The sequence below is a fragment of the Nocardioides rubriscoriae genome, assembly GCF_008087085.1.
Lineage (GTDB): Bacteria > Actinomycetota > Actinomycetes > Propionibacteriales > Nocardioidaceae > Nocardioides > Nocardioides rubriscoriae.
The window spans coordinates 17257-29483 of record NZ_VIYJ01000014.1; the positions used below are offsets into that span (position 1 = coordinate 17257).

Below are 12227 nucleotides of genomic sequence, written 5' to 3' on the forward strand. Positions count from 1 at the left end.
CGGCGCAAGGATCGCGGATGTCCTAGGCTCGCCGGCGTGATCGAGGTCAAGGGGCTCAACGGGGAATCGCTGCTCTTCGACGGGGCGACGCTGGCGAAGTACCGTCACAACGGCATGGACGAGGCCGCACGCAACCCGCTGTCGACCTACCGCGAGGTGCAGGTCAAGCACAAGCCGGGCAAGCGCGGCAAGGAAGGCCGGTACGACGTGCTGGTCGCCATGTCGTCCTTCATGTCCATCTCCCTGCCCGAGTCGGCGAAGCCCGCACTCGACGAGCTCGTCGCTGCGCTCGAGGCCTCGCGCTGACCGAGCACGAGACGGCCCGGACACCCACTCGCGTCCAGCCATCCCGGCCGCCCGGGGCGGGTGGCGCGCGCTCGACTCGACCACACGACGAAGGCCCCCGCCCCGCGTCTCCGCAGGTCAGGGGCCTTCAGGTGAGCCGCCTGTCAGAATCGAACTGACGACCTAGTCGTGTCGAGTGGCCGTGCTTCACGAGGCGTCTTCTGACGAGAGCCAGCCCTCTAACCTGGGCCACAGCGACCTGACTGCCCTATCGCCGTCATTGCCGGTCACGACCGGTCACGCTGGAAGAACCTCGATCACGCCGAGTGTGTTGAATAAGTGTTGAGTCGCCTGATCCCGCTCAGCGCGGGGCTCTGACCACGCTTCACGCCCGCATCGCGGCATGGTCGGGGGTCAAGTCCGAGAACTGAACACAGCCTCTCAACTGCGAAAACGAGATCGACGACGTCGCCGCTGTCAACGACGGCTGAAATCTGACCCCCTTCCGTCGGTTGAAAATTGACCCCCTCGGTTCTAGTTCTCTTGGTTGGCGGCTGCGGGGACGCGGCCGAGGTCTCTGTCTTTGAGTCGGTAGGAGTCGCCCTTCAAGGCGATGACCTCGGCGTGGTGGACGAGGCGGTCGATCATCGCGGCGGCGACGGTGTCGTCGCCGAAGACCTCGCCCCATCTCGCGAAGGACTTGTTCGAGGTGACGATGAGGCTGGCTCGTTCGTAGCGTGATGAGACGAGCTGGAAGAACAGGTTGGCTGCTTCGGGCTCGAAGGGGATGTAGCCGACCTCGTCGATGATCAGGACCGGGTAGCGAACCAGTCGGCGTAGTTCGTCCTGCAGCCGGCCGGCGTGGTGGGCCTCTGCGAGTCGGTCGACCCATTGGGATGAGGTGGCGAACTGGACGCGGTGCCCGGCTTGGCAGGCTCTGATCGCCAGGCCGGTGGCCAGATGGGTTTTCCCGGTCCCGGGCGGTCCGAGGAGGATCACGTTCTCCTTGCCGGCCACGAAGTCGAGGGTGCCCAGGTGCGCGATCGTTTCGCGTTTCAGGCCGCGGGCGTGGTCGTAGTCGAAGTCCTCTAGTGACTTGCGTGCGGGGAATCGGGCTGCGCGGATGCGGCCTTCGCCGTCGTGAGCCTCGCGGGCGGTGACCTCACGTTGCAGGCACGCGGCTAGGTACTCCTCGTGGGTCCACGACTCCTCGCGTGCGCGTTCGGCCAGTCGGGCTGCGGACTCACGCAGCGTGGGCGCCTTCAACGCCCGGGTCAGGTACTCCAACTCGGCTGTCGTGTCCTTGCTGGTCTTGCTGGTCATCACACGACCTCCCCATCAACTGCGCCGGCGATCCCGAAGGCTTGGTCGTAGATGCCGAGCGAGCGGACCTCGACGACCTCACCGGTCACCGCGTCGGCGACCGGGGCCAGGAGGTCACCACGGCCGTGGCGCAGGAGCTTGGCCGCGACGGTGTGGTCGAACTCGGTGATCGTCTGGTGCTGGGCCCACACCCGGGCATGGTCAGCGACCAGCGCGCCTTGGCAGGTCACCCAGACGCGGTCGAGGTCGGCGTGGACCTCGACGCGGCGTCCGATGACACCGGGGTCGGCCGACCGGACCTGACGATCCGCCACCCCGGTCCCCCATCCCGGTGCCGCCGCGCGCGAGGGGTGCGAACCGCGCGCGAGGGGAGCGAAGTCGAGGCCGTCGAGGTCGACGAGGCCGCGCGGCTCCTCCACCTCATCCACCCGGTCGATGCGACCCTCGCGCCCACCGCAAGGTCTGCCGGCCCCTTTGGCGCTGAACCGCACAACGCAGGATGCCCGTCGCCGGGCGAGGCATGGCTTCGCGGCACCGATCGCTGGCCCTCGACACCGGGCGCCGACGGCCAGCGCGGTCCAGTAAGTGTTGAATTTGTGTGGAGTCAGGCCGTTCCGGCCCCTCAATGCAACAACCCCCGCCTGCGTCTCCGCAGGTCGGGGGGCTGTTCTCGGAGCCGCCTGTCAGAATCGAACTGACGACCTAGTCATTACGAGTGACTCGCTCTACCGACTGAGCTAAGGCGGCCGGCATCCCCGCACCGAAGTGCATGGACGACCGCAGGAAGTATACGGACGAGCCCGGCCAGCGCCGAAACCAGCCCGCCCCACCCACCGGAGGGTGCGTCAGGCGGCGGCGACGTCGTCCGTACGACGGTCGGCCGGCTGGAGGGGATAGGTCTGCGCAGCGCCGCACCAGCAGGTGAACGCGAGGACGACACCCTGGTCGGTCTCGGCCACGCCGGCGAGCTGGGTGGGGAAGATGAGCTGGACCCGCTCGCAGGCGGTGCAGTGGTGGGTGAACGGCGACATACCCATAGTCTCTTCCGCAGCAGACACCAGGGGTAGCCTTGCTTTCCAGAAGCATCCCAAGGAGAGACCTATGCTTTCGCTCCACCAGCTGCGGTGCTTCCTGGCCACCTACGAGCACGGCTCGCTGACGGCGGCGGCCGAGGAGCTCGGCTACGCGCAGCCGTCGGTGTCCGAGCAGGTCCGGGCGCTGGAGAAGTCGCTGGGCGTCCAGCTCTTCCGGCGGGTCGGGCGGGGCGTCGTACCGACGACGGTGGCCGACACGCTGCGCCCGCACGCCGAGAAGGTGCTGGCCAGCGTGGAGGAGGCACGCGAGGCCGTGCAGAGCATCAAGTCGTTCGAGACCGGGACGATCCGCTTCGGCATGTTCGGGGTCGCGCGGCTGTACGCCAGCGCCGGGCTGATCGCCGACGTGCTGGCGCGCTACCCCGGCGTACGCGTCGAGCTCGTCGGGCAGAACTCCACCGAGGTCGCCGACGACCTGCGCCGCGGCCGGCTCGAGGCCGCGATGCTGGCGGTCTCGGGCGTGGAGAGCGAGGGCATCACCATCACGCCGGTCGCGCGCGAGGAGCTCGTCTACATCAGCGCCGACCCGGCGCGACTGACGACCCCGGTCACCGCGCGGCGCCTGGCCGAGGCGAGCCTGGTGATGCCCGAGACCACCTGGCGCGCCGACGACTCGACGCGCATCCTGCTGCGCCAGATGCTCCACGAGACCGGCCGCAACCCGCAGACCCGGATCGAGGTCGAGGACGTCGAGACCGCCGTCGAGCTCGTCGGCATGGGCCTGGCCGACTCGGTGATCCCCCGCGGCGCGGCCGAGCAGCTGCTGCCGCGGCTCGCGCCCGAGGCCGGGTGGGTCTCGTTGCGCCCGCAGCAGTGGGACACCTTCGCGATCGTGCACCGCACCGGCGCCGTGCTGTCGCCGGCGGCCCGGCTGATGATCGAGCTCGCCACGGCCCGGATCCAGGAGATTGCCGAGCCGCTGGGCGTCTCCTGACGCGCACCCGCCGGTCTCCCAACCAGGGTGATGAGAACCTAGGCGCATGTCGGCTGAACAGGAGCGCGAGGTCGCAGAGGCCTCGGCGACGCTCGAGCGTGCGCTGATCGAGGTCAAGAAGGTCGTCGTCGGCCAGGACACGATGGTCGAGCGGATGATGGTGGGCCTGCTGGCCCGCGGACACATCCTGCTCGAGGGCGTGCCCGGGGTGGCCAAGACGCTCGCGGTGCGCACGCTGGCCGACGTCGTCGGCGGGTCGTTCTCGCGGCTGCAGTTCACCCCCGACCTGATGCCCGGCGACATCACCGGCACCCGGGTGTGGCGCGCGAGCAGCGAGACCTTCGACGTCGAGCTCGGGCCGATCTTCGCCAACCTCGTGCTCGCCGACGAGATCAACCGCGCCCCGGCCAAGGTGCAGAGCGCGCTGCTCGAGGCGATGGCCGAGAAGCAGGTCTCGATCGCCGGCAAGAGCCACCCGCTGCCCGACCCGTTCCTGGTGCTCGCCACGCAGAACCCCGTCGAGTCCGAGGGCGTCTACCGCCTGCCCGAGGCCCAGCGCGACCGATTCCTGCTCAAGGTCGACGTGCCCTACCCGACCGGTCAGGAGGAGTTCACGATCCTGCACCGGATGTCGGTCAACCCGCCGCGCGCCGAGGCCGTGCTCTCCCCGCAGGAGATAATCCGGCTGCAGGGCGTGGCCGACGGGTTGTTCGTGCACCACTCCGTGGCGTCGTACCTGGTCAACCTCACCATCGCGACCCGCTCCCCCGAGCGCTACGGGCTGCCCCACCTGCGCAGCGCCATCGAGCTCGGCGTCAGCCCCCGCGCCTCGCTCGGCATGCTCGCCGCCGGCCGGGCCCTGGCCCTGCTGCGCGGCCGCTCCTACGTGCTGCCCTCCGACGTCGCCGAGGTCGCCTCCGACGTGATGAGCCACCGGCTGCTGCTGTCGTTCGACGCGGTCGCCGACGGCGCCGACGCGCGCGCCATCGTCCGCGAGGTCGTGGCCGCCGTGCCGCAGCCCAGCGTGGCCACCCGCGAGGACCCCGACGGCCACAAGAACGGCTACCACGCGACCCAGCCGCTGCCGGTCAGCGGTGGCTACGCCGGCGAGCACGTCGGCCCGTGAGCCACCCCGCCCCCCTTCCCCCGCTCGGCGGCGCCACCTCGCCCGAGGCGGTGTTCGACGCCCTCGAGCTCGCCGTACGCCGCCGCCTGCCGGGCCGCCTGCACGGCGACAAGCGGGGGCTGCGGCTGGGCTCGGGCTCCGACCCGGAGGAGGTCGTGCGCTACCGACCCGGCGAGGACGACGTACGCCGCATCGACTGGAACGTCACCGCGCGCTCCGGCGAGGCCCACGTGTGGCGCCCCCTGGCCGAGCACGAGCTCGAGACCTGGGTGCTCGTCGACGACTCCCCCAGCATGGCCTTCGGCACCGTCGCGCTGGAGAAGCGCGACATCGCCGCCGGCGTCACGGCCGCGATCGCGATGCTCACCGCCGGGCCGGGCAACCGCCTCGGCACCGCCCACCTCACCGGCGACGGTCTCGTCTGGGCCGCGCCCGTGCCGTCGCGCGCCGCCGCCCACCGGGCCCTGCGCCGCCACGCCGTCGCCCCCACCCAGGGCGGCCCGGACCTGGCCACCGCGCTGCGGACCTTCGCAGCCCGGCACCCGCGACCCGGGGTGCGGGTCGTCGTCACCGACCTCGTCGAGCCCGACGGCCGCACCGAGCGGCCCTTCGCCTGGGAGCAGCCGCTGCGCCGCCTCGCCGCCACCCACGAGACCCTGCTGGTCGAGGTCGTCGACCCCCGCGAGCTCGCGCTGCCCGACGTCGGCACCGTCACCCTCGAGGACCCCGAGACCGGACGCCGCCAGGAGGTCTTCACCTCCGACAAGCGGCTGCGGCGTCGCTACGCCGAGCTGACTGCCGCCCACCGGGCCGCGACGGCCGACGCCGTGCGCTCAGCGCGGTCCGGCCACGTGCTGCTGCGCACCGACCGCGACTGGGTGCGCGACCTGGCCCGCCACGTCAACGGCGCCCCGATGCGACGGGTGGTCCCCGCATGAGCGCCCCCGCCCCGCTGCTCGCCCTGGCCTCCCCCGGCTGGCTGTGGCTGCTGGTCCCGGTCGCCGCGCTGCTAGTGGCCTACCTGCTGGCCCAGCGCCGCCGCTCGACGTACGCCGTGAGGTTCGCGACCCTGCCGATGCTCGAGCGCCTGGTGCCGAAGCGGCCCGCCTGGCGTCGGCACGTGCCGGCAGCCCTGCTGCTGCTGGCGTTCGCGGTGCTCGCCGTCGCCGCGGCGCGACCGCAGGTCGACACGCAGGTGCCGCGCGAGCGGGCCACCGTGATCGTGACCGTCGACGTGTCGCTGTCGATGCAGGCCACCGACGTCGACCCCGACCGGCTGACCGCGGCCCGCGAGGCCGCCAAGCGCTTCATCCAGGGCCTGCCCGCGGGGTTCAACGTCGGCGTCGTGGAGTTCGCCGGGGCGGCCGCCGTGCTGTCCGAGCCCGGCCCCGACCACGCCAAGGCGATCGCCGCCCTCGACCGGCTCGAGCTCGCCGAGGGCACCGCGATCGGCGACGGCGTCCTCACCTCGCTGGCCCAGATCAAGGCGCTCGGCGACCAGTCCACCACCGACGCCGACGGCAACCCGAGCGAGCCGGTCCCGGCGCAGATCGTGCTGCTGTCCGACGGCACCAACACCGTCGGCAGCAGCATCGACGAGGCCGTCGCGGCCGCGGTCGACGACGACGTCCCGGTGTCGACCATCGCCTACGGCACCCCCAGCGGCACCGTCGTCGTCGGCGGCGAGACCGTGCCCGTGCCGGTCGACCAGCCCTCGCTCGACGCGCTGGCCCGGGCCACCGGGGGCACCGGCTACTCCGCCGAGACCGCCGCGCAGCTCGACCAGGTCTACGACGACATCCAGTCGTCGATCGGCTACCGCACCGAGCCGCGCGACGTCACGCCGTACGCCGTGGCGCTGGCGCTGCTGGTCGGCCTGGTCGCCGCGGGGCTGAGCCTGCGCTGGTTCTCCCGGCTGCCCTGACGCTGCGAGCTCGGCGGGCCGAGGTCAGAACCGCCGCGACCAGCGCCGGCTCGGGACCTGGTCGGCCTTGCCGCGCCAGCGGTTGTGGGTGCGGTAGGCCACGATGTCCCACAGCTGCACCTTGACCCGCACGCTGCGCGGGCTGCCCAGGCAGGTCTTCGGCAGGCCCAGGCCGACCTGGTCGCGGCCGGGGCGGAAGAAGAAGTAGACCGGGCAGTCGAGCGCCCGCCACTGCCCGTCGACCCGTCCGACGAGGTAGCCCCCGCGCCGCTGGTCGCCGTCGACCGGGCTGTAGGCGAACGCGTAGAGCTCCGCGCCGGGGTGGTCGCGGTCGGTGTCGTAGAGCACCTGCACCACCTGGGAGCCGGCCACCGTCAGCCGGCCGGTGACCGTGGTCCACACGCAGTCGTCGGCCCGCTTGTGCCACAGCCCGGCGGCGGTGATGTCGGCACCGCGCGGGCCGTCGCCGAGCCGCTCACGGACCACCTTCTCCGGGCGGCCGTTGGCGCACTGCCGCTGGCGTTCCTCCGCCGCGGCCGGCGACCCGGTGGCGGCCGTCGTGGGCACGGCGAGGAGCGGCGCGAGCAGGAGCAGGGCGAGGAGGCGTCCGAGGGCCGACATGGACCCACTGTGCGCGGCGGCGTACGCCGGGCGCCACCGGAACTATCCGGTCAGCGGCCGGTCAGCAGCCGGTCAGCACTGGGTGCCGTCGGCCGGCACCGTCCCGTCGATCAGGTAGCCCTCGACGGCCTCGTCGATGCACGAGTTGCCCTTGTTGTAGCCGGTGTGGCCGTCGCCGTCGCGGGTGAGCAGCACGCCGCTGTCGAGCTGGTCGGCCAGGGCGACCGCCTCCTCGTAGGGAGTGGCCGGGTCGCGGGTGGTGCCGACCACGACGATCGGGGCGGCGCCGGGGGCCTTGATGGTGGGCGGCGGCTCCTCGGCCTTGACCTGGATGCCGTGGCAGCCGGTCAGGCCCCACGCGAACACCTCGCCGAAGGTCGGCGAGGCCTTCTCGAACGCCGGGAGCTCGGCGGGCACCTGCGACGGCTCGATCGACTCGGGGTCGTCGAGGCAGTTGATGGCGAGGATGGCCTCGAGGCTGTTGTCGTCGTAGCCGCCGGCGGCGTTGCGCGAGCCGTAGAGGTCCGAGAGCAGCAGCAGGGTGCTGCCGTCGCCGTCGAGGGCCTGCTGCAGCGCTTGGTCGAGGTAGGTCCAGCTGTCGCGGCTGTAGAGCGGGGTGATCAAGCCGTAGAGCGCGTTGCCGGCCTCGAGGTCGCGGTCCTGGTTGGTGGGCAGCGGCTCGTCCTCGATGTCGGCCAGCAGCCGGGTGATGGTGTCGAGCGCGGCGGCGCGGTCGGCGCCCAGGAAGCAGTCGCCCTCGGCGACGCAGTTGTCGACGTAGGCGTCGAGCGCGGTCTGGAAGCCGGCCGCCTGGCTCAGCGCGTTCTGGCGGAAGTCGAGCGTGGGGTCGGTGGCACCGTCGAGCACGAACCGGCCCACGTTCTTGGGGAAGAGCGAGGCGTACGTCGAGCCCAGCGTCGTGCCGTAGGAGAACCCGAGATAGCTGAGCTCCTCCTCGCCCAGGGCCGCGCGCAGCACGTCCATGTCGCGGGCGGCCTCGACGGTGGAGACGTGCCCGATCAGCGCGTCGGAGTTGGCCACGCAGGAGGCGAAGAACCTGTCCTGGTTGGCGACGACCTGCTCGCCCTCGGCCGCGTCGTCGGGCGAGGGGTCCTGGGCGACGTAGGCGTCGAGCTCGGAGTCGGACAGGCAGTCGACCGGGTCGGAGTCGCCGGTGCCGCGCGGGTCGAACGCGACGATGTCGACGCGGTCGAGCAGCTGCGGGCGGAAGTAGCCGTCGGCGTTCTCGGCCATCGTCGTGCCGGGCGCGCCCGGGCCGCCGGGGTTGACCACCAGCGAGCCGACCCGGTTGGCCTGGTCGGCGGCCGGGACCCGCTCGAGCTTGAGCTTGATCGGGTCGCTGGCCTGCGGGTCCTGGTAGTCGACCGGCACGGTGAGGGCCGCGCACTCGTTGTCGCCGCACGCCTGCCAGTCGAGCTGCTGGGTGTAGAACTCCTCGAGCCCCTTGGGCACCGGTCCGACCGGTGTGGTCGGCGTGTTGGGCGTGGTCGAGCCGCCGGTGTCGGAGGACTGCGGGTCGGCCTCGCGCGGCGCCGACGAGTCGGCGTCGTCACTGCCCACCACCAGGGCGGCCGTGAGGCCACCGCCGATGCCCAGCACCAGCACGGCCACGACCGCGACCACCCAGACCAGCTTGTTGTTCACCGGGACGACCCTTCTCCGCATGGACGGCGAGCGCCCCCATCATGGCGTGAGGTGCCAACCGGTGGTGCAGGGCGGCCGGGTCGGGTCGGTGGGGCGGTGCGTGAGCCACCTTTCCGGTCCCGTCCGACCGGCCGACCGGTGGCCTGCTCACCAGCCCACCCACCCCGCCTCACCAAGCGGTGCGCCAGCCACCCTTCCGCCCCCTTCCGACCAGCCGAAAGGTGGCCTGCTCACCGCCCCACCAGGCCCCGCACCGCTCACGAGACCTCACCCCGCGCGCTGCGCAGCAGGAACTCACGTCGCGAGCCACCCACCGCATCGCGCAGCCGGCCGAAGAGGGACCGCCACCGGTCCCCGAACTCCGGCTCCGGGCCGTCGTAGCCGCGGGAGACGAGCATCTGGTGGACCTCGCGGACAAGACGGCGCGGATCGCTGAGCTTGGCGTTGGTCGCCTGGACGTAGGCGACGTCGCCGCGGCGCATCACCGCGTAGCGGTCGATGTCGGAGACGACCTGGAGAGGGTCCTCGAGGTGGTGGCTGCCCTCGTACTCGACCGCCGCTCGCTGCGCGACGTAGAAGAGGTCGGCGATCACCGTGACCGCCTCGACCAGCGGGATCGTGTGGTTGACCTCGGGACGGGGAAGGCCCGCGAACTCCAGGACGGCCCGGCTCTCGGACTCCTTGAGCGAGCGCACTCTGCCGTCGAGGTGGTCGGAGACCCACAGCGCCTCGAACGCCCCGTCGCGCCAGCGCGCACCCCAGGCGAGGGCGCGCAGCCCGTCGAGGGTCATGTGCTCGTGGTGCAGCAGCCAGTCGCCGACCTTGATCGCGTCGATCACCCGGGCCAGGGCGCAGTAGGCGATGAAGGCTGCCGCGGCGCAGAGACCGGTGGAGTCGTGAGGGCCGAGCTGGGTGGTGCGGTGCACGAAGACATGCTGGAGCTCACGGTGGAGGTCCCCCTCGACCACGAAGCGCACCGGCAGCCGCGGGCCGTGGTCGAGGCCGAGCTCCTGGATCCGGCTGATCCCGGTGAGCAGGGCACGGTCGGGCAGCGCGAGCCGGGCGGCGACCAGCCAGTCGTAATCGGTCATCTCGTGGTCGCGGGCCCGCCAGACGCCCTCGTGGACCCGGACGAACCGCCGCCCCTCCAGCATCCGCGACGTGATGCCGGCGGCCGCGGCCTCGGCGCAGGAGAACGGTCGGTGCCACAGCTCGTCGGGGATCGGCCTCACCGACCCAGCGTCGGCGCTGATCACTACAGGCGGCGGCGCCAGACGAGCGCCTGTGGACCGGGCGGCCGCAAGCAGCCCCTGGCGACAATCCCTGGTCAGTCGTCGGAACGGCCGGGCACCTTGAGCGCGACCATCATCGCCTCGAGGGCCAGCTGCACCGGCACGTTGAACTCGACCATCTGCTGGCGGGCCTCGAAGATCCAGTCGATGCGACGCAGGTTGAGCTCGGGGGTGGAGTCGCGCACGAGGTCGGCGACGTCGGCGCGCCGCTCCTGGTTGACCAGCTCGCCGGGGGCGCCGAGGGCCACGGCGATCGCGTCACGGTAGACCGAGACGAGGTCCATCAGGCCGCGGTCGACGACGTCGATGAGCCGGCGGCGCGAGCGGCGCTTCTGGTCGTCGAGCATCTCCTTGAGCGCCGGGCCGTACTCGCGAGGGCGACGGCCACGCTCCTCCACGCCGTACGCCGCGTCGAGGGCGGCCTTCTCGCGCGCGTCGAGCTCGCCGGTGATGGCCTCGGCCTCCTCCTTGGCGACCTCGGCGAGGTTGGTGGCCGCGGTCATGCAGGCGCCCAGGGAGGTGAGGCGGGTGGGCAGCGAGACGACCTCGTTGCGGCGGTTGCGGGTGGCCTCGTCGAGGGCGAGGGCCCGGGCCCGGCCGATGTGGCCCTGGCTTGCGCGCGCGGCGTAGGAGGCGAGCGCCTCGGGGACGCCCTCGGTGCGGACCAGGAAGGCCGCGACGTCGCGCGGGGTCGGGGTCGACAGGTTGACCTGGCGGCAACGCGACCGGATCGTCGGCAGGACGTCCTCGAGGGTGGGCGCGCACAGCAGCCACACGGTGCGGGGGTGGGGCTCCTCGATGGCCTTGAGCATGGCGTTGCCCGAGGAGTCGTTGAAGCGGTCGGCGTCCTCGATCACGAACACCTGTCGCGACCCGACCGGGCTGAGCGCGGCCTGCCGGGTGAGCTCCTTGGCCTCGTGGATGCGCAGCTGCACGCTCTGGGTGCGGTGGATGGTGACGTCGGCGTGGCTGCCGGCCAGTGCGGTGCGGCACTCGTGGCACTCGCCGCACCCGCCCTGCGGGCACTGCAGCGCCGCCGCGAACGCGATGGCCGCGTTGGAGCGTCCGGAGCCGGGCGGCCCGGTGAAGAGCCACGCGTGGGTCATGCCGTCGCCGGCGACCGCGCGCCGCAGGGCGGTCACGGCGTGCTGCTGCCCGACGAGGTCGTCCCACACGCTCATCCGGGGCCCCCGGGGCGTTGTCCGGCGCAGGAGCGGAGCGGGGGAGACGGAGAACGTCCTGGGGAGTCGCTCATGACTGCACGGCCTGGGTCAGCAGCGGTGTGAGTGCGGCCCGGATCGACTGCTCGATCTCGTCGACGTCGGCACGTGCGTCGACGACGAGGTAGTGGCCGGGGTCGGCGGCGGCCATGTCGAGGAACGCCTGGCGGACCCGCTGGTGGAACTCCAGCGACTCGCCCTCGATGCGGTCGCGGCCCACGAACCGGCCCAGGCCGGTCTCGGGCGCGAGGTCGAGGACGACGGTCAGGTGCGGCCGCAGGCCGCCGGTGGCCCAGCGGGCGACCGCCTCGACCTCGCGGACGTCGAGCGCGCGGCCGGCCCCCTGGTAGGCCAGGGTCGAGTCGACGTAGCGGTCGGTGACCACGACGCCGCCCCGGTCGAGGGCGGGCCGCACCAGCGTCGCGACGTGCTCGGCCTTGTCGGCGGCGTAGAGCAGCGCCTCGGTGCGGTCGTCGAGCGCGCCGGTCTCGGGGCTCAGCACGATGCGCCGGACCTCCTGGCCCACCGCCGTGTCGCCGGGCTCGAAGGTGAGGACCACCTCGTAGCCCGCCGCCTCGAGCCAGGAGCCCAGACGCCGCGACTGGGTGGACTTGCCCGACCCCTCGCCACCCTCGAAGCACACGAAGACGCCACGGTCGGCGTACGACGGGGCCGAGGGGGGTAGAGGCACGGCGGCGACGCTACCGGTCGCCACCGACACCTCGGTCCGCAGGCCCGGCGGC

General features: G+C 72.3%; 13 protein-coding genes and 1 tRNA gene. 5 read left to right on the forward strand and 9 right to left on the reverse strand.

Annotation, left to right across the window (positions count from 1 at the left end):
• Window positions 1-36 precede the first annotated feature (36 nt).
• Window positions 37-306, forward strand: a complete 270-nt coding sequence (locus FZC61_RS21110; RefSeq protein WP_148616180.1) for a hypothetical protein — start codon at window positions 37-39, stop codon at window positions 304-306.
• Between the two features lie 513 nt (window positions 307-819).
• On the opposite strand, the gene istB is transcribed toward FZC61_RS21110, so the two are convergent.
• The 4 genes from istB to FZC61_RS21130 form a co-directional block, all read right to left on the reverse strand.
• Window positions 820-1608 (reverse strand): IS21-like element helper ATPase IstB, encoded by a 789-nt coding sequence (istB, locus tag FZC61_RS21115; RefSeq protein WP_148616182.1) that lies wholly within the window; start codon window positions 1606-1608, stop codon window positions 820-822.
• Entirely contained in the window at window positions 1608-2036 is a 429-nt protein-coding gene (locus FZC61_RS21120; RefSeq protein ID WP_148616184.1) for a Mu transposase domain-containing protein, read from the reverse strand. The genes istB and FZC61_RS21120 overlap by 1 nt, the downstream gene beginning before the upstream one ends.
• Window positions 2037-2282: 246 nt before the next feature.
• A tRNA-Thr gene (locus FZC61_RS21125) sits at window positions 2283-2355 on the reverse strand.
• 98 nt (window positions 2356-2453) lie between these two features.
• Window positions 2454-2639 (reverse strand): hypothetical protein, encoded by a 186-nt coding sequence (locus tag FZC61_RS21130; RefSeq protein ID WP_148616185.1) that lies wholly within the window; start codon window positions 2637-2639, stop codon window positions 2454-2456.
• 70 nt (window positions 2640-2709) lie between these two features.
• Between FZC61_RS21130 and FZC61_RS21135 the strand changes: the two genes are divergently transcribed.
• Genes FZC61_RS21135 through FZC61_RS21150 form a run of 4 tightly spaced genes read left to right on the forward strand, consistent with a single transcriptional unit; the run spans window position 2710 to window position 6686 of the window.
• Window positions 2710-3636 carry a LysR family transcriptional regulator gene (locus FZC61_RS21135; RefSeq protein ID WP_148616187.1) on the forward strand — a complete coding sequence of 309 codons (927 nt, stop codon included), beginning with the start codon at window positions 2710-2712 and terminating at the stop codon, window positions 3634-3636.
• A 46-nt stretch (window positions 3637-3682) separates the two neighbouring features.
• A complete protein-coding gene (locus FZC61_RS21140; RefSeq protein ID WP_148616189.1) occupies window positions 3683-4762 on the forward strand; it encodes an AAA family ATPase in 1080 nt (359 codons plus the stop codon).
• Complete coding sequence (locus FZC61_RS21145) at window positions 4759-5700, forward strand: DUF58 domain-containing protein (protein WP_211357381.1); 942 nt, start codon at window positions 4759-4761, stop codon at window positions 5698-5700. The genes FZC61_RS21140 and FZC61_RS21145 overlap by 4 nt, the downstream gene beginning before the upstream one ends.
• Window positions 5697-6686, forward strand: coding sequence for a VWA domain-containing protein (locus FZC61_RS21150; protein WP_148616190.1), 990 nt, complete (start codon window positions 5697-5699; stop codon window positions 6684-6686). The genes FZC61_RS21145 and FZC61_RS21150 overlap by 4 nt, the downstream gene beginning before the upstream one ends.
• A gap of 24 nt (window positions 6687-6710) precedes the next feature.
• On the opposite strand, the gene FZC61_RS21155 is transcribed toward FZC61_RS21150, so the two are convergent.
• The 5 genes from FZC61_RS21155 to tmk all read right to left on the reverse strand — a co-directional run bounded on the left by FZC61_RS21155 (window position 6711) and on the right by tmk (window position 12175).
• A complete protein-coding gene (locus tag FZC61_RS21155) occupies window positions 6711-7307 on the reverse strand; it encodes a hypothetical protein (protein ID WP_148616192.1) in 597 nt (198 codons plus the stop codon).
• A gap of 72 nt (window positions 7308-7379) precedes the next feature.
• Window positions 7380-8972: an alpha/beta hydrolase gene (locus FZC61_RS21160; protein WP_246142838.1), complete on the reverse strand. Its 1593-nt coding sequence runs from the start codon at window positions 8970-8972 to the stop codon at window positions 7380-7382.
• Between the two features lie 257 nt (window positions 8973-9229).
• Window positions 9230-10204: a hypothetical protein gene (locus FZC61_RS21165; RefSeq protein ID WP_148616196.1), complete on the reverse strand. Its 975-nt coding sequence runs from the start codon at window positions 10202-10204 to the stop codon at window positions 9230-9232.
• Window positions 10205-10299: 95 nt separating this feature from the next.
• Window positions 10300-11445, reverse strand: a complete 1146-nt coding sequence (locus tag FZC61_RS21170; protein WP_148616198.1) for a DNA polymerase III subunit delta' — start codon at window positions 11443-11445, stop codon at window positions 10300-10302.
• Window positions 11446-11515: 70 nt separating this feature from the next.
• Window positions 11516-12175, reverse strand: coding sequence for a dTMP kinase (gene tmk / locus FZC61_RS21175; protein ID WP_148616200.1), 660 nt, complete (start codon window positions 12173-12175; stop codon window positions 11516-11518).
• Between the last annotated feature and the right edge of the window lie 52 nt (window positions 12176-12227).